The sequence below is a fragment of the Halorubrum sp. B53 genome (genome assembly GCF_059752395.1).
The window spans coordinates 1-17,656 of sequence record NZ_MWTH01000002.1 but is presented as its reverse complement, the minus strand read 5'-3'; the positions used below and the strand labels follow the sequence as shown (position 1 = coordinate 17,656).

19 protein-coding genes are annotated in these 17,656 nt (G+C 53.8%); 7 read left to right on the top strand and 12 right to left on the bottom strand.

Features of this window, described 5'->3' with window-relative positions; genetic code table 11:
* The first annotated feature begins 16 nt into the window (after nt 1–16).
* Nucleotides 17–592, top strand: a complete 576-nt coding sequence (locus tag B4V06_RS00740) for a DUF8170 family protein (RefSeq protein WP_498166660.1) — start codon at nt 17–19, stop codon at nt 590–592.
* A 46-nt stretch (nt 593–638) separates the two neighbouring features.
* Nucleotides 639–1,079 carry a TRAM domain-containing protein gene (locus B4V06_RS00735; RefSeq protein ID WP_498166911.1) on the top strand — a complete coding sequence of 147 codons (441 nt, stop codon included), beginning with the start codon at nt 639–641 and terminating at the stop codon, nt 1,077–1,079.
* A gap of 16 nt (nt 1,080–1,095) precedes the next feature.
* Here B4V06_RS00735 and B4V06_RS00730 read toward each other — a convergent pair whose 3' ends face one another.
* On the bottom strand, nt 1,096–1,503 hold the full coding sequence (locus tag B4V06_RS00730; RefSeq protein ID WP_123622873.1) for a hypothetical protein: 408 nt from the start codon (nt 1,501–1,503) through the stop codon (nt 1,096–1,098).
* A 244-nt stretch (nt 1,504–1,747) separates the two neighbouring features.
* On the opposite strand from B4V06_RS00730, the gene B4V06_RS00725 reads away from it, so the two are divergent.
* A complete protein-coding gene (locus B4V06_RS00725; RefSeq protein WP_498166656.1) occupies nt 1,748–2,209 on the top strand; it encodes a hypothetical protein in 462 nt (153 codons plus the stop codon).
* 357 nt (nt 2,210–2,566) lie between these two features.
* On the opposite strand, the gene B4V06_RS00720 is transcribed toward B4V06_RS00725, so the two are convergent.
* On the bottom strand, nt 2,567–2,830 hold the full coding sequence (locus B4V06_RS00720) for a winged helix-turn-helix domain-containing protein (protein ID WP_123622869.1): 264 nt from the start codon (nt 2,828–2,830) through the stop codon (nt 2,567–2,569).
* A 120-nt stretch (nt 2,831–2,950) separates the two neighbouring features.
* Here B4V06_RS00720 and B4V06_RS00715 point away from each other — a divergent pair, with 120 nt between their 5' ends.
* The 4 genes from B4V06_RS00715 (at nt 2,951) to B4V06_RS00700 (ending at nt 7,504) form a co-directional block, all read left to right on the top strand.
* Nucleotides 2,951–3,199: a HalOD1 output domain-containing protein gene (locus tag B4V06_RS00715; RefSeq protein ID WP_123622867.1), complete on the top strand. Its 249-nt coding sequence runs from the start codon at nt 2,951–2,953 to the stop codon at nt 3,197–3,199.
* A gap of 133 nt (nt 3,200–3,332) precedes the next feature.
* Entirely contained in the window at nt 3,333–5,264 is a 1,932-nt protein-coding gene (locus B4V06_RS00710; protein WP_498166652.1) for a PAS domain S-box protein, read from the top strand.
* 161 nt (nt 5,265–5,425) lie between these two features.
* The gene (locus B4V06_RS00705; RefSeq protein ID WP_498166649.1) at nt 5,426–6,667 is read left to right on the top strand and encodes a GAF domain-containing sensor histidine kinase; all 1,242 of its coding nucleotides are present in this window, start codon (nt 5,426–5,428) and stop codon (nt 6,665–6,667) included.
* Between the two features lie 195 nt (nt 6,668–6,862).
* A complete protein-coding gene (locus B4V06_RS00700; protein WP_498166646.1) occupies nt 6,863–7,504 on the top strand; it encodes a cysteine hydrolase family protein in 642 nt (213 codons plus the stop codon).
* A 112-nt stretch (nt 7,505–7,616) separates the two neighbouring features.
* Here B4V06_RS00700 and B4V06_RS00695 read toward each other — a convergent pair whose 3' ends face one another.
* The 10 genes from B4V06_RS00695 to B4V06_RS00650 form a co-directional block, all read right to left on the bottom strand.
* Nucleotides 7,617–9,026, bottom strand: a complete 1,410-nt coding sequence (locus B4V06_RS00695; protein WP_498166643.1) for an ATP-binding response regulator — start codon at nt 9,024–9,026, stop codon at nt 7,617–7,619.
* An 11-nt stretch (nt 9,027–9,037) separates the two neighbouring features.
* Entirely contained in the window at nt 9,038–10,513 is a 1,476-nt protein-coding gene (locus B4V06_RS00690; RefSeq protein WP_498166641.1) for an ATPase domain-containing protein, read from the bottom strand.
* Between the two features lie 23 nt (nt 10,514–10,536).
* The gene (locus B4V06_RS00685; RefSeq protein ID WP_498166638.1) at nt 10,537–10,908 is read right to left on the bottom strand and encodes a HalOD1 output domain-containing protein; all 372 of its coding nucleotides are present in this window, start codon (nt 10,906–10,908) and stop codon (nt 10,537–10,539) included.
* 101 nt (nt 10,909–11,009) lie between these two features.
* Nucleotides 11,010–11,591 (bottom strand): response regulator, encoded by a 582-nt coding sequence (locus tag B4V06_RS00680; protein WP_498166637.1) that lies wholly within the window; start codon nt 11,589–11,591, stop codon nt 11,010–11,012.
* A complete protein-coding gene (locus tag B4V06_RS00675) occupies nt 11,588–13,738 on the bottom strand; it encodes a PAS domain S-box protein (protein ID WP_498166635.1) in 2,151 nt (716 codons plus the stop codon). The genes B4V06_RS00680 and B4V06_RS00675 overlap by 4 nt, the downstream gene beginning before the upstream one ends.
* Nucleotides 13,739–14,064: 326 nt before the next feature.
* Nucleotides 14,065–14,514 carry a universal stress protein gene (locus B4V06_RS00670; RefSeq protein ID WP_498166632.1) on the bottom strand — a complete coding sequence of 150 codons (450 nt, stop codon included), beginning with the start codon at nt 14,512–14,514 and terminating at the stop codon, nt 14,065–14,067.
* A gap of 212 nt (nt 14,515–14,726) precedes the next feature.
* The gene (locus B4V06_RS00665; protein ID WP_498166630.1) at nt 14,727–15,116 is read right to left on the bottom strand and encodes a DUF7522 family protein; all 390 of its coding nucleotides are present in this window, start codon (nt 15,114–15,116) and stop codon (nt 14,727–14,729) included.
* Nucleotides 15,117–15,219: 103 nt separating this feature from the next.
* A complete protein-coding gene (locus B4V06_RS00660) occupies nt 15,220–15,504 on the bottom strand; it encodes a hypothetical protein (protein WP_498166627.1) in 285 nt (94 codons plus the stop codon).
* 3 nt (nt 15,505–15,507) lie between these two features.
* Nucleotides 15,508–15,870, bottom strand: a complete 363-nt coding sequence (locus B4V06_RS00655; protein WP_498166625.1) for a hypothetical protein — start codon at nt 15,868–15,870, stop codon at nt 15,508–15,510.
* 555 nt (nt 15,871–16,425) lie between these two features.
* On the bottom strand, nt 16,426–17,656 hold a 1,231-nt coding region (locus tag B4V06_RS00650; RefSeq protein ID WP_498166622.1), incomplete at its 5' end, for a transposase.

Sequence of the window (17,656 nt, the reverse complement as noted above, 5' to 3'; positions counted from 1 at the left end):
GTGACTGGTGCCCAGTATGGCCAACGACGACGCTACCCGTGCCGTCATCGACAAATTGGGTGACCAGCCGGGCGAGACGCTCACACCCAAGCGGGTCGAGGCGATCCAGACCGCGATGCACGAGGACCTCGGACGGTTCATCGACAACACATCCTATTTTGTTCTCGGTTCCTACGATGAGGAGGAGCGACCCAGATTGGAAGCCGTTCGCGACCAACTCGCGAGTGATGCCGCTGCCTCGAACTCAGATGATGGCGTCGACGCGTTCCTGATGGATGATATTCTGGATGTCTCGGAGTTCTTCACGTCGAAATTCAAGCTGTTGGTCAGCTACGCGGATCATATCGTGGGGGTATACGAACACTCCCAGGGCGGGCACGCGTGGGAAGCGGGCTACATCGATCAGCCGACCTATCGGGATCGGACGCGAGCGTTTTATCGAACCTACGAGACTGAGGAGGAACAGTACGCGGCCTACGACGGGATGTTCGCACACTACCTCCTTTCGATGGATCGTGTTGATCGTGCATACACATGGACGACGCCCGAGGAACTTCGCGATTGTGTGGCGGACGCCTATGCGCCCGACTGACGACGTGAGGAACGACTATTTGCGTCGGACGCTGAATCTTCTCGTGATGGTCGAGATCCCTGACACACTTCGCTCGGTATTTACTGCGACTATTGAGTCCGACGATGAGAGCTACACATTCGAGATTCCAGAGAATGAGGTGCGTCACGATGCCATTCAGCCCGGTGAGACGTATCGAATCGCCGTTCTCGAAGCCGAGGCTACAACAGCCCGATCCGAGTCCCATCTTTCAGATTCGCCGTCAGGATCTTCCTCAGCTGTCGGTGAACACGGTTCTCCTGAGCCACCCGTTGAGGAGGGTAAAATTCGAGACGTGTCGGTTGAGGCGGTTGGCGACCAGGGGGATGGCATCGCGAAGGTGGACCGCGGGTACGTCGTGATTGTTCCGGAGGCTCAGCCCGGTGAGGTACCGACTGTCGAGATCGAACAGGTGCAACAGAACGTTGCGTTTGCCAGTATCGTTGAGCCGGATCCTCGAACGCTGTGATTCTGTTGTTTCTCGTTTAGAATGGATTGGCTAGGTCGGTGTCAATGAGCCGAGTCGCGTGGTCACGGGTTGCCTGTTCGACCGCTTCTTGGTCTGTGAGCAAGAAACAATTGTAGTTACTGACGCTGCGCTGGATCACGGACTGTTTAAAGATGTTGTCGGGATGGGTCGTGTATTTTTGCACCACGACGACGAATTCTTCGATCGTATCGACGATGACTAGCCCGTATCCTTGATCACTGAGGAACGATCGGAGCTGGGTAAATTCGTCCGGAGGGACCTCGAAGCGATAATGCTGGTTGTTGTAGTAGTGCTTGAGGCGATCGAACACCTCCTCGTTGTCAAAATAATGCTTGAACAGATACCTCTCATCGACCTCAAAGACGTTGACCCGTTCCTCGCCGCCTCGGTAGAATGCCGCCATTCCGCATGGTAATAGATACCATGAATAATTGAGTGTTCTCCCCTCATCAAGCAGTATCCCTCAAAACAATTCATCACACTTCCAGAGGATCGATTTGGTATTTCTCATCGACGAGAACGATTTATTTGCTGGTGAAGCCTGCGAATGGGAGCTGGAGTCACCGGAGTTAGCAGTCTTCGCCTAGGCAGGGTAGAGCAGTATTTTCACCCGGATTCTTATTTCATTTGAAAACACAGTTCTTGATATGAGTATTTCGGATGTCGTAGACTCTCTTTGTCAGGAGTGGCGTAAGGAAGCTGGTGAACTGGAGGATAGACCTGAGGAAATTAAAGAACAGCAAGACAGCTTCTACAAAGGGAGTTGGGATGCTGCCCGTGAACGCGCAGAACCAGATATAAAACGGAAAGCCATAGAGGACTGTATTGAGGATCTCGAAGAGAGTAGCTCGATAGATGAGTTCTTAGAATCGTTAGCGGATTGGCGGAAGGAGGCAAACGAACTGGATAAGAGAATCTTGGACTCGAACGAATGGTTTAGAAAATCCACACGACGACGGCAGTTAGAGGCTTGTATAGACGAATTCGAGGAGGTGTTCCCCGAGGATAATTTTGATGAGTGCTACCGATGCGGATCTCTACAAGTGCCGGTTAGTGATAAAAGACGTAGTGAGGGGTACCGGTGGGAGTGTGAAGAGTGCGGATATTAGCGTACTATGTGCGAACCTTGATGATCTGTATCCGGCGATTCTGGGCATATTCCTGTGTGACAGGGGAGAATCCAGACGCATTATCTAGAACGAAGCGGTCTACGGGTGCAAGCCGCTCAAAATACTGTTGGACTCTGGTGTGAACGGAACCGACTGCCTCTCATCTATGGTGATTCCGCTATCTAACGTTCGCATCGCAAGGCCAGCTTCACCTGTCGTCACCGATTCTCTGTAGGCTCATATTCCACTTTGTTCCGTAGGAGGTTCTATATGAGACTCGCATTGGAATCGTTCCTCAACCTAGTTACCACTCGGAATTACGCTGCCCTGTTGACTCCAAGCTCCAGAAGAGGGAATTTATCCTCCACGTACTAATTCTCGAGCGTCTAGATCGCCATTGAGGTACTGTTCCCCTTCTCGGGTTATGTCGTAGACACCGTTACCGAGGTGGACAAGAAGCCCGTAGGCTACTAGCGTTTTGCAGCGAGCGTTGATGTGTTGGCGAGAAAAGCGAACGCGACCGCTATCTGCCATTTCCTTGGGAGTGTCGGGGCCCTCTTCAGCGAGATGTTCCAGAATCCGATCATCAGCGCGAGACATCCAGTCAGCATCAAAGCGCATAATCGCTTGTGGTTGCGCCGACGCTATCTCGAACGCGCTACGTCAAGTAGCAAAGCTAATCGCTTCTGTAGTTGACTACAAACCTTTAAACGGCTGCCATCCGACATTCTGAGCGTACAGATGAGTTCTTCACCAGTGGACAGCCCGGCCGAGCCGAATGATCTCCTTGTCGATATTATTGAGACGCTGGAGGCGCGTGGGCTCGATGCCGACGCCTTCCATCTCCAGGATTACGTCGACGTTGACGCCCTTGACCAGCTCGTGAACGCGCCATATGGAGACGTAGAAGTACGGTTTACGGTCGACGGAATCCGGTTGGCTGTCACACCGGACAGCGTCGACGTTCTGACCGACGAATCGGAAGAATAGGAGCCACAGTAGTCGGTTGCCTGCTAAGTGGTGTATCCGGCTACGATCCGCGCACACCTATGTTGATCGACGAATGCACCGAAAACCCGGTGACCACGTCTGTTAAGTGGTCACCAAGTCGTATTATATAAGAATGAACCTGGTGTATCGCGTGGCTAGCCAGTGGTCGGTCACTGTCCTTGGGTTTGTCCTTCTGTTACTTACTCTGGGTCGCGCGATAACTGATACCAACAACCTTGTCGTGGATTTTATCGAAGTATCACTTCCGTTTATTGTCGGAGTTAGCCTCATCATTGGCGGAACTTGGCTGGCACGAACACATCCAACCGACCGTATCATTCAGCTGGCTATGTGGATTCTTGGTGGCGCACTCGTCGGCGTGGCCGTCACCGTCTGGGTACTATTCATCATCTCACTCGAACAAGTACCCGCCGGCGAGCCGACTGTTCTCGTTCTTAATGACGTCGGTCTCTTTATGGCTGCAGGAATCCTGCTCGGCTACTATGCGACCGGTTTCGAAGCACGTGAACACGAGCTCGAACTGTCCGAACAACGGTTTCGCGCCCTGACCGAGAACTCGTCATTCGCCGTTATTACGATCGACGAGTCGAGCACGATTCGGTACGCGAACGACGCCGTCGAAGAGCTGTTTGAATATTCACCAGCGTCGCTTACCGGGAAGCCACTCACGATGCTGATGCCCGATCGGTTGCAGGCACCACATCGCGACGCGATGACGCAGTATTTGTCAGCGGGCGAGCGCTCGCTCGACTGGGCGGGGGACGAAGTGGTCGGCCAGCGAGCGAACGGAGAGGAGTTTCCCGTGGAGGTTAGCTTCGGCGAGTATGCTGTTGCCGACGAACATCTGTTTACAGGTGTCATTCAGGATGTCTCCGACCGGAAGGCGGCCGAACACCGACTCCATCAACACACGACGAAAGTGACCCAGCTCCACGAGATCGCCACTGACATCACCGTGGCTGATTCGAGAGCGACTGTCCACCAACGGGCTGCTGACGGCGCCGTGGAGTTGTTCGGTGCAGATGTCGCGCGAGTTGCCGTAGTTGAGGGTGACCAGCTAGTTCCAACCGTCAGTTCCGATTCTGACGATGTCGATGCTAGTGATCCGGTTCCGCTCTCGTTCGGGTACGCCGGACAGAGCTATCAAACCGGCACCGTGCTTCGAATCGACGATCTCGCCGACACGCGGTCAGCAGCCACGTCAACGATCCGCGATGGCGGGACTGAGTCTGAACCCCAACTAGGTGAGGATCCCCGAGCGTTGTTGAGTACTCCACTCGAAGGCTACGGTGTCCTGCAGGTGTTCGCGTCAGAGCCGGGCGCGTTCACCGAACGCGACGAGGACGTCGCGGAAATGCTGGCAACTCACGTCGTGACAGCCCTTGAGCGGCTGTCCGCAGAGGCAACCATTCGACGGGAGCGCGACCGCCTCGAAGAGTTCGCCAGTCTCCTCTCCCACGACCTGCGGAATCCGTTGAATGTTGCCCAGGGACGGCTTGAGCTTATCGAGAGCGATAGTGACCATCTCGAGGCCATCGAACGGGCGTTGAATCGCATAGAACGAATCATCGAAGATATGTTGACGCTCGCCCGTGAGGGCGATGCCGTTGGCGAGACGGAGACAATTTCGCTGGACGAACTCGCCACGCAGGCCTGGGAAAACGTCGCAACCGACGCTGCAACACTCGAGGTCGAGACGGATCTACACCTGGATGCCGATCGCAGTCGTCTCGTCCAAGTGTTCGAAAATCTCTATCGAAATGCGATCGAGCACGGCGGCGACGGAGTGACCGTTCGAGTGGGAGCTCTCACTGATGGCGATGGCTTCTATATCGAGGACACAGGTCCAGGAATTCCGACAGCTGAGCGTGAGGACGTGTTCGAAAGCGGGTATACGACGCATCAAGAGGGCACGGGCTTCGGCCTCGCAATCGTCAGGCGGGTCGTCGAAGCTCACGGCTGGACGGTAGCAGTTACTGACGGGAGTGACGGTGGTGCACGGTTCAAAATTTCGGGGATACAATCCGTCACGACTCCATACTGAGATACGCCGGCCAGGGCAGGCGGGGTTCAACTATTCAAACAACGGGGCCTGACTGTCGGAAAGTCATTCCATATGCAGCGGGGATTCAACGAAAGTCGTTCACGATACTGGGCACCCTCATCCCAAATATGATACCTGTGTGTCCCGAAGCCTAACTAACGATGTCTTCTGAGGAACCTTCCCGCCCATCGGAGGAAGATGCGTATCGACGGGAAGTGTACCAGATTCGAGAAGACCAAGAACTCACACTGTCTGAGAAATTCAATCGACTCCTTACCCTAGGCTGCGAATACCTTGGCGTCGAAAACGGGCATATCAAACGGATTGATAAAGAGCGGGGCATCCATGATGTTATCGCGAGCGCCGGAGGAGAGGGCGAACTCCTTGAGGTCGGTGCGCAACATACACACGCGACGACGTTCTGTCGCCGGACAATCGAACAGGACTCTCCACTCGCGATCTCCCATGCCAGTGAACAAGGTTGGGCAGACGATCCTGCGTATCAGACACACAATCTTGAATGCTACCTCGGGGCGGCGATCTCAGTGGAGGGGACGATATATGGCACGGTTTGCTTCGTTTCCAAGGCGCCGCATACCAGAGAGTTCTCCGCTTCTGAACGGGCGTTCGTCGAGCTCGTCGCTGGCGTCGTTGGCACGGAGATTGAGGCCAAGCGGTACGAATACAAACTCGCAGATCGTGACCGACTCAATGCCGTTCTTAACCGCGTCCTCCGCCACAATCTCCGGAATTCGATGAATGTCGTCAGCGGCTATGCCGAACTTCTTACTCAACGACTCACTGGCGACGAACAAGAGCTAGCGAAACGGATTGTGGCCAGCGCGGACAATCTTACCGAATTAGGGGAGACCGCCCGAAATCTCGAAAGTGTTGCCCGAGACGCCGGCCCACCCGAACAACAAGAGCTCGGATCACTCCTGTCTGCCGTCGCTACTGAACTTCGTGAACGTCATCCGGAGGCAGCGGTCGATATCGAAATCCCCGACTCGCAGACTGCATTTGCGAACGAGTATCTCAAGCCGGCACTGTATGAACTTGGGGAGAACGCTATCACCCACACAGACGAGGACCCGGAGCTCAAGCTGAGTCTACAGTCCGAAACAGAGCACGACGACTGGGTTGTGATTGAGATCGATGATAATGGGACTGGACTTCCGGAGATGGAGCGAAACATTCTGCGTGGTCGGATGGAGACCCAACTGGAACACGGCCAGGGATTGGGCTTGTGGTTCGTTTATTGGACTGTTGTTCGCTCTGGAGGCAAGCTTACAGTTGCTGTTGACGAAGGGACGACGATTCGCGTGTGGCTTCATTCCGAAGACATCCCGAACGATGATCTACAGTGGTATCTCGACCTCCCCATCGAGAACGATATGATCTGAGTTCTGGGCTAGGGAGGTCGACCTTCGCTTTTACAGATCAGCCCAACCCAAAGTCGAATTAGACTCTTACCAGAGGGAGTCATACAGCTCTTCGCATAGTGTTTCTTTCAGCCAGTGGAGGATGAATCAGTTGCTTAGTGCATCTGTGGACTGGCTGAACCGAACGTCTAATACTGGTGTTATTGATCTAACTATATGAACGAGTACGTCCGCCCGCACAGAGAAAGTGCAGCATTGCTGACCATCGATACGCAAAACGATTTCACGCTGTCAGATGCTCCTGCCGAAATTGACGGTACTGCCGAAGCAGTGCCACAGATGCGACGACTCGTCAAAACGTTCCGTTCTCGGCAGGCTCCTATCGTCCACGTAGTCCGGTTGTATCGAGAAGACGGCTCAAACGTCGATCAATGCAGGCGAGCAGATATAGAAGCTGGAGCTGAAATAGTTCGCCCTGGGACTGACGGCGCGGAGCTGGTGGCTGAATTGAAACCTTCGGCGGACGTCCACCTTGACGCTGACCGACTGTTGAACGGTGAGGTTCAGGGGATCGCCTCGCATGAACACGTGATGTACAAGCCCCGCTGGGGCGCGTTCTATCAGACGAATCTGACCGACCTTCTGGATAGCCGCTCAGTCGATACGATCGTCGTGTGTGGCTGTAACTTCCCAAATTGTCCGCGGACAACGATCTACGAGGCGAGCGAACGTGACTACCGTATCGTCTTCGCACCCGACGCGACATCCGGGGTCTACGAACAAGGAGTACGAGAACTGGAGAACATCGGTGTCGTCGTCAAAGATACCGAAGAGATCATCGATTGGCTGACCGAATGAGCGTGTACGGGTACCCGAACCCGCCCGACACGTGCTTGTTCTGTATTTCCTGATTCGAGAATTCCGAACACTGGCGGATGTGACTCGTTGTATGACACCCTCCCCAATCACGCTACACACGGTCGAGTTCGATATTGCTGATCTCGAATCGTGCTCCGCCTGTAGCCCCCTCTGAAATAGCGATCGCCCACTCGTGCCCATCAACGATCTGTTGCACAATCGAGAGCCCAAAGCCCGTGCCTTCCGCAGCATCAGTATACCCCGCTTCAAACACCTCGCTCCGTTTCTCCGGAGGTATTCCCGGTCCGTCGTCTTCGACGAAGAATCCCGCACTATCATTGAGGAGACCGAGGTTGACAGTGACACTGTCTCCACCGTGGTCGACTGCGTTCCGAAATAGGTTCTCGAAGAGTTCACACAACCGTCCTTCGTCAGCCAGTATCACCGTCGAGGGTTCAACATCAATCTCGAGGGAGGCATCCGCTGTTTCAACATGCTCCCAGGCCTGAGTGGCGACATCTGCGAGCGTTACTGCGTTCGGATCAAGAACTGCTTGTCCCTGCTTTGCGAGCGAAAGGAGTTCGTCGATCATCTCTGCCATCCGCTTGTGAGACTGTTCGACCGCTTCGAAATGTTCTACGTCCCCTGTCTCGCGTGCCAGTTCGAGGCGTCCACTCGCGACGTTGAGGGGGTTACGCAGGTCGTGGGCAACCGTACTGGCAAACTCCTGAAGCCGGTCGTTCTGTCGGGCGAGTTCCTCTTCGCGTTTCGCTCGCTCTGTGACGTCTCTGAATATTCCGATACGCTCGGCTGCTTCACCCAACCCGGTGATAGCCTCCGTGTTTAACTCCATTACTTGTGAATTTTCATCATCTTGCCCCCACTGAACTGTTGCCGTCCGATCACCGTCATCAATTCTCAGAAGAACCCGCTCCAGCGACTCAGATGGCGTGAATTCGAAGTCGGTAATCGGTCGATCCTCCAGGTGTTCGACGTCGATCCCGAACGCCTCGGCGAAGGCGTTATTTGCCTCGGTAACGGTTCCATCCGGTTTCACTACAACGACTGGATCCGGGGTGGACTGGAAGAGCGATTCAAACCGCCGGTCACTTTGTTCTTTCTGCCGTGTGAGTTCGAGCGACAGCCGGCGACGTTTCAGGAGGTTATCGATCCGTGCGTTCAATTCGGCCTTACTTACCGGGCGCTGGATCAATTCGTCAACGATATCCCAGATATTGCTGGCGAATTCGTCCGGTGATTTCTCACCAGTAAGTAAGAGGAACGGCAAAAACGTCGGCGCTGTTCCGGCTTTTACAGCTTGGAGTTCGTCCTCAAACCTCCCTAAGGAACGAGCATCGACCAGACACAAGTCAAATTGGGGATCTTCAAACGGTGTATCGGTGTGGGTCTGAACAATATACTCCCCCTCCAGTTGCTTGGCAAGCAATTCGCGGTTCCGGTCACTCTGGATCAGCAGGAGAACCGTCGTCCGTTGGTTGCTATATTTGTTCGGAGGTTCCATTAGGATCTCAATTACTGTTCAGCCGAGTTTGGTCCGTCAGTCCATTCCGGGGTTCCGCTGAGTATCCCACGGAGCTGTGTTAGTGGCTCTCCGACGGTAATTCCGTGCTTGGTGATTTTGAATTCTCGCAGCGTCCGTTCGAAGTCACTGGTACGCATTTTCAGGACGCCGATGACTTTCCGCATCTCGCCCTGTAATTCGAGGTGGCGGAGAAAGACGATGTTGTCCGCGAGATAGCTGATCCCAACATCGGTTGCCTGAAACTCTCCCGTAATATTGGCAATCTCTTCGACCATAATGACCGTCACACCCATATTCTTGAGATACCGGCCGAGAGAGTGGAGATGCGTGACAAGCTCGCCCTCTTCGCCTTCTAACGCGAGTTTGTAGCCTGAAATCCCATCGATCATCACGATTTCGGCACCTTTGTCCTCAACCTCTTCGCGAACCATATTGGCGAACTCCTGGGGCGAGGTCTCTAGGGCTTCGATCTCTTCGACATTGAGCGTCCCTCGGTCGCGCATCTCTGCGACGGGGATGTTGACCGCCTCCGATCGTCGCATAAAGGTCCCCTCAGTTTCCTCGAAGAGATACATCACCGACCGTTCGCCCCGGCCAGCTGCTTCCTTCATAAACTGCGTGCCAGTCGTCGACTTCCCGACCCCGGTTGGCCCGGAAATAACTGTCACAGTGCCTCGGTCCAGCCCGCCATCGAGTAGTTCATCGACTTCTGGCACACCCGCAGAGATAGGTTCATCCACGAATTCTTGTTCGTAGTCACCCGGGGCGAGTTCCGGATACACGACTAGTCCGTTATCGGTGATCTTCACTGCATGGTCTCCACTTCGAGTCGCTGATCCCCGGAACTTCGGGACGCTGATCGACCGGCCAGTCGATGCGTATCCGAGTTCGATCATCCCGTCACTCATAAACTGGAGGTCGTCATCTGGGGCGTCTTCGGTTGCCTGTGTCGTGAACAAGACGGTCGCACCCGCTTCACCCAGTAGTCGCATAAACGAGAGTGCCTGCTTGCGGAACTGATACTGGTCGGTCGAGAGGTATCGGAGCTGGCTGATCGGATCGACAAACACGCGATCCGGCTCGAGTGCCGATACTCGTTCGGTGATTTCTTCGACTATTGGATCGCGTTCGACCTCGCTGGATTCGAAGATGTCGTAACCTTGGTCGTCGGCGAAGAAATCCGATTTTGGGCTCAGATCGAGGAAATGAACGTCCTCGACATCGAAGCCAAGCACAGCTGCATTCTGTTCGATGTCCGCAGTTGCTTCCTCGAGATTGATGAACAACGACGTCTCACCCTGCGCTGTTCCTTGTGTGAGATAATGCAATCCCAGAATCGTTTTTCCGGTGCCTGGTCTGCCTCGAACGAGATAACTTCGCTCGGACACGAGCCCGCCATTGAGAATCGTATCGAGGCCACGAACTCCGGTGGCAACGCGGTCGAATGCCTGTGCAGTCTCCGTCATCGGCTGGGGGTCAGAGCTATCGGTCATTGGGTTTCCTCTGTGTGAATCTGCTGGACAGTGATCAGTCCATCTGCGGCGATTGTCACCTGGAATCCTGCATATGGAAATGCCACCTGTCCGCGCGCTCTTGTCGTCCCCGACTTGGTTGGGGCGAAAAGACTATCCAGTCCATCTGGATCGACACGTTCGAGCAACGGCGGTAGTTCGTCTGTCGATACCTTTGACGCTACCTCGATTACGGAAAGCACCGATACGCTGAGCGACTCGTTAGTCGACCAGTCGTGTTTCAGCCGATACGCTTCAAGTGATGAGTCGTATTCAACGCTCCCCTGTGAGACTTCGGTCGTTGAATCTAGATCAAAATCATTACGACGAATAGAGATACTGTCGTTCATACGTTTCTTTCCCACTGTTTCGGACTCTTTCGGGTACGTTCGACGTTGCTTGCTCTCGGCTGATTTGTAGGTTTGATTATCATAGTTGTTGGTATGGTATATCAGAAATTACGGAATCCGGCGAAGGCGTCTGTCGCCATCATCTCCGTAAGTGCTGAATCTGCTGCGTCCTTCGCCTCTGCAACCTCCTGCTCTAGTCTCGCATAGGCGTCACTTGATGCGAGTTGCTGGTCGCTCATCGACTCTTCCAGCGCTGCTTTCTTCGATATCACGGCAAAGTACTCACGGAACTCCTCGTCGTACCGCCTTCGCGCAAGTAGTGTTTCAGCAGCCTCTCGAAGCCTTTCTTCGGAGATCGGTTTCACAAAGTACTCGTCGATATCCAGATCGATGATTTCCTCACCTGGATCAACTGCGGTGAGCATCGCAACGGGCTGATCGTACCCACGCTCACGAAGCGTGGTGAGTACCTCATCACCTGAAATCCCCGGCATCCGTCGATCAAGCAACACAGCGTCAACATCATCATCGATGATGTCGAGGGCCTCTTCGCCATCGTATGCAGTCCGTGTGGTATAGTCCTCTTGGAGATAGAGAGCGTATAGGTCAGCCAACCCCTGTTCGTCATCAACGACAAGGATTGTGGCCGGTTCTTGTTCCGTCTCCTGGTTTGACTCTGTCATATTGGTGTCTCCGAATGGGTTTGTAGGCGGTAGCTCGACCCGACTGTGGGGAGTCTGAGCGTCACAGTTGCTCCTTGATCGTCACCGTTGGACAGCTGTAGATCTCCTCCGGCGATGGTGACGATCCAGTGAACAGCCCAGAGACCGAGTCCGTTTCCGTGCTGGAGTTGGGTCTCTTTTCCTTCCTGGAGCACGGCCTGCTGTTCCTCAGGGATTCCTGGGCCGTTATCTTCGACAGTAAGTATTACCCACTCAGTCTCATCTTCCGCTGGTTCGACCGTAATGCTCACCGAGGGAGTCGCCTGATTGGAGTGTTTGATAGCGTTTTCACATAGCTCCTTCAGCGCACGGTCTACTTGCACGGTCCCAGCCACCCTCTGGTCAGTCTCAATCGTCATCGAAATCTCGGCGTCGGGATACTGCTCTTGAAGTGCTGTCACCGGTTGCTCGATGAGGTGGGCAATCGGAACGGGTTCGAGATTATGTTCCGGATTGGTCCCTTTCGAAAGGGTCCGCGCTGTTTCACTTAGATTGAGGAGTTCATCTACGGCGGCCAACCCGTTCTTTGCAAGAGACGTTGGAACGTGTCTCTCATCGTCAAGTGACCATTCAACAACTCCACGGACGACGTTCAGTTTGTTCCGAATGTTGTGTCGAAGGACACGATTGAGAACCTGAAGCTGCTGGTCGCGGCGTTTCTGCTCGGTGATGTCCGTATACACTACGTAGGCGCCGAGGTTTTCTCCATTCTGTTGGATCGGGACGACGCGGATGAGGAAGTCTCGCCGTCCAGATGCCGTTTCGCGACGCCCTTCAGTTTCAACGGTACTACGCCCGCCTGCCAGCGCACGAGCGATGAGCGATTGGGATGCCGCCTCTTCACTTGATGGGACGACAAGATCGGTGAGGGAGCTCCCACGGATGTTGGCGCTGTCATAGCCGAACACCCGTTCAAACTCCGGATTGACATCTTGGATACACGGAGTATCGTCCTCAAATTTCACATCTGCGATGGCGTCAGTCGCGTTCTCGAAGAGAGCACTGAAATACTCCGTCTGTTCGCTTAACGCCTGCTCACGCTGTGCTCGCGTGAGTGCAGCAGTCGTGTTCGCAGCCAAGATACTCGTCAATTCGGCATCCGTGCCGTCGAACGCAGCGGCTTCTGTTGCTCCGATGCTCAACACTCCGTGTTCGCCCAGAGGGAAACACATTACACTCCGAATGGGCTCGTACTCGAATGGCGTCTCATTCGACTGGATATCGTCGAGAATGGTTGGTTCTTGTTCCTCAAATACACCTCCTACTACGCTCTCGCCCCGCTCGTACACGGTCGGGTTGGAATCTAAGAGCTCGTATGTTTCGTTGGTCGCGGCCACGAGTTCGAGGGTTTCAGGGGTCGTCTCCTCATCTAAGAGCCGAACACCAGCAATGTCGTACTCGAAGACCCGCTTTGCGGCGGCTATCGTCACCTCTGCAACATCGTGGTTCGTGGGGGCTCGCATCAGCTCAGTTGCCACGTCGTGTAGCCTATTCAGGACCTGTCGCTGTTCGTAGCGAGTTGTGATGTCGCGAACATTGGCGAGCATATGAGGGCGCCCATCTATCTGGAGTGCAGAGGCGGAGATCTCAGCCTCAAGTTGTTCTCCGTCTTTGGTTCGACAGGTTAACGCGGTGGTATACCCCTCACCGTTTTCGAGGACACTGTCGACGAACGCCTCAAATTCGGATTTTTCGTCCGGATGAATGACATCCGGAGAGGACGAGCGGAGTTCGTCTCTGGGGTATTCCAGCAGTTCACAGGCTTGGGGGTTACATTCGCGGATCTCTTCCGATTCAGGATCAATAATGAAGACTGCGTCATTCGAAGATTCGAAGATATTGCGGAAGAGGTCACGCTGCTGTTCCAGATCTGTTGACAGGTCTACTGAGAGTTCGCGCCGTTCGAGGAGATTAACAAGCCGATGGTGGAGTGCCCGCTTTTGAGTCGGGATGGAAATAATCTCATCAACGAGATCCCACACCGCTGGATCGCTCGGATGGGTGTCGGCGTTAGTCGAAACCAAGAGATATGGAAGAAACGTAGGATTCGACTCTTCTTTGAGTTGTTGAAGCGGAGTGTAATGCGTTTCCAGCATCGATTCATCCACGATATAAAGGTCACAATTCGACTGAGCCAGAGATTGGTCGTCTGGTTGAACGACCTCATACTTCGAAGATAACCACTCGGCCAGACGCTCGCTATTAGCTTGGTGAGTAAGGAGTAGCCCGATCTGAACGGACCCCGACTGAGACATTATGGACGTGTCTGAATCCCGCCCTGTCGGGTGAAATCCGTTCATAAATAGTATGCCTCTGTATGCCAGACATTCACAAAGTATGCCCAAACCCATATAAAAGCCGTGGCCCGATCCTATGAACTGATACTGCCTACATGAAAAATTAGTCGGTCCATATGTGCACTATCGGATCCGTGTCACACCGGATTGACGGCGGGTGTTTCAGCCGTCGTGTCGACTTCCATAACCTCGGTGTCAGGGGTTGTCTTGGCGCGTAGGAATGTGCTGACTTCGGGGTCGTTCTGGAGTAGGCGACGCAGGATGCGCCGCCAAGTTGGCTGTTGATTCGCTCCGACAACCACAATATCCGCGCCAATCTGGGTTGTCTCCTCGAGAATTACTTCTTCGACGAGAAATCCTTGACGCGTGGTCACTGAGGCCTCGACGCCATCGAGTGTTGATGAAATTGACCGAGTGAGTTCCGCTGTTTGGGTATTATCTCCTGTCTGGAAGAGATTGACGTGGAGTACTCGGAGGTCTGCTGGGGCGTGGTCGTGTGCGAGCCGGCCAGCGGCTGCGAGCGTTCGGGCACTTTGATCGGTGAGTGGATATCGGATCGGTACGAGAATTGTCGTAAGATTAGTCATCGAACTCCCCCTGGCTAGTGAACAGAATTAATCACTTCTTAATCCTACTGACCCATTTATCAGACTAAAAAATTTCGAGTGAATCGACAGGAGTAACCACAGCTGCTTTTTTATACTCTATCAGTGGAATTGTTATTTATCTTGATCATTTTCGTGGATGGGTAATGCAGACCCTCTAAAAACTATTCTAATGGATGGCCTTTTGCTCAGGACTAATTCCGTTCTTCGAGGACGATCCGCCTTGCTTCAGCTACAAGTCCGTGGGCATCAGCCATCGCTTCCGCATCAAGAGCGACTGCGGCTCCCAACCCATCTTCGAGAACGAAATTCATCTCAATAACGTTCTCGAAGCACTGAACTAGGCACGTAAGCTGCCCGTGGTCTTCCGAGAAGGTGTCTTCGTAGATTGGTGCCGTTAACGACTCCATCCGGGACTCATCGATTGCAGATTCGATCTCATCAGTCGTATATTGCTCAACAACATCATCCCTTAGATGGACAATCTCGTAGGATTCCTCCTCGTATTTGACGATACTACGGAGATTGCCGTTCGTTCGTTGTTCAAAAAACTCCTGGAGCCGGGTGGCCATCCTTGTAGCCATATTATCCACTCTCGTCTCTTTCAATATAGATGTAAGGCAAAGATTGAGTAATAATACCAGTATATACTATTCGAATAATTTGTAATTGATTTCGGCCTAAATGCTATAGGTGTTCATCAAACCAATCCCCAAGACCACCTGAAACATTACGATACGCCCACCTTCCTCCACCTTTCTCTGGGATTTGAGTTACGACGATTGAGTCATTCGTGTCGGTGACACCAGTCAGCTCATCGGCGATATCACCAGCGCCTTTGTTTGAAACGTCAACCAACCATGTAGACTCAAGAGCATCAAATGTCGGACCTAGGGACTCGATCGCCTCGTGGATCTCTTCGTAGTCCTGTCCCGGTTCGTGTAGATCGTAACTGATCTCGTAAACCGTCATGTCTTAAGAACTAAAGCTGCTAACGGCTGCACCTGCAATTCCGACAGCGGCCAGGGTATACTTCGGTGCATCATAGATCCCGTGGGCGATCGCATTGCCGGTCTCTGGGTTGTGGCGGTCTAATTCGATTGTCCATTCGTCCTCGTACTCCCGGATCTGGAAGCTATCCGTCTCTCGCTGATCCCGGTACACTGCCTCTGCACCAGCTTCAATTGACCAATACGAACGCTCGAATCCCGGTGGGAGCGTAAGTTCGGCAGTCTTCGGAACGGTGATTTTTACTCCGTACCCTTGCTCGCGTGCTAACCGCTTTGCCTCTGCCCAAGAATAGGCGTAACCGTTGTCCTCAGATGGTGAACTGACCATATCTAATTCTAGCAACCAAGTAACATAAAGGCTGAGTAAGCGGGGTGGAAGTGAAACACATTCCTCGCTATTTTGTCTCTACAGGTCACTCATCGTAATACGGAGAGTACTCGTTTTTGACAGTCTCAACGACCCACAACCTCGGAGGATGGAATTGATGCGTGCCTTCTGTTCTTGTGAAGAACCTGTGAAACAGGAGCAGTCTTGTGGTTACACGTTTCTATCACTCAGAAACCTTTTCTGAGATATATACTCCGCGACCGCATCCTAATCGCCAGACGAAAGCCTGTCCATTCGCAGACAGCGTGAAAATAAGGAACGCATCGGCTCCCAAACTCCGAAACTCTGAACTACCACGTTTTCGGGATATAGAGCGTCTACAAATGAATATCGGTCGAATCAGACGAAGTTTGAGATGTTCTCACGGAAATGCTATGCATCGGTCGCTGGCTGGCGAGGAGAGACGGGCCGATTGGAAGAGAACAGCCGATATCGTGCTCAGACCGCGAGTCCTGCGGCTTGCCGCAGGCGAGCGACAGGTGCAGCAGCACCTTCTCATCCGGCTTTTCGGAGGGAGTGGCCGACCGCCCGGACGAACGTCCTGGCGGTCACGACTGGCGGCGATCTGATTTCTCGCTCCATGCCGACTTTCACCAGAAAGTCGGTGAGCCGCCACAGATTGTACAGTAATGCTGCAAACGTGAAGTTGAACAACCGTACTCTGTAGTCTGTCGAGGAGGTTTTCGGAAGGTACGCTTTCACCGACTTGTACTGGTTTTCGATGTCCCAGCGACGGCCGTAACTGTTCGTAACGTGAGCGATCTCGTCGGGAACGACGTGATCGCGGTTGGTCACGAACACGGCGTACTCTCCATCAGCGTCGTCACTGGTGGCTGGAACGTACAGATACTCTGCAGTATGATCGACGCCCCCGTCGATTCCGACGGGGACGTCGTGGTTGACAGCTGCGTCTACCCCGTCTTTGCTCTTGATGTGCTTGATCGCCTCGTAATCTGACTCGTATTTCGGCACTGGCATCGTGTATAACAGTCCACGACCGTCGATCTCTGCACGGACGTTTCTCGTGTAGAAGCCACGATCCAACAGAATTTCGTCCAGATCGACGTACTGCTGGGCTCTCGAAAGCAGACGCGCAACGGCGTCTGCTTTCGAGTCAGCTGGCACCTCGGCTGGTTCCCAGTCTGAGTGTTCCTTGACGCCCTCAATCCCCAAGATGATCGGAACGTCGTTCCCGACGATCGTGATCGTCGCGAACGTGTAGCCGTGTTTCAACTCACCGTCGTCGACGTACCCGCTCACCATGGGCGGGTACGTCGACTTTGGGATCTGTTCGTCCTTGTCGATCCACGGCCAGACGTGGTAGGGGACGTGCGTGAAATCGACGGCCGCCACGACGTGGCGGTCGTCGAATGGATCTTCGTACCGAATCGTCTGGAGGATGTTCTCCGTCGCGGTATCGAATGCGTCCATGAGATGCTCGCGAAAAACCTCGGTGAACGCCACGATATCCTCGATCTGTTGTTCTTGGAGTGGGACAGATACCTCTTGATCAGCCGGCATTGCGAACTGCTTGATCACTCGGAGGAACGTCGAGTCGTCACAGACGTCGTTCTCGTCGAGAAACCATCCGGCTTCACCCTCTGAATGGGCACTTCCCTGGGTGAGGCATGCCGAGGCGAACAGATCGAGGATCTGTTCGTCCTCGTAGACTCTATTCTGGGCCCTACCAGAGTCGAACTCGCCGAAGGCGTGCCTTCGGGCGAGT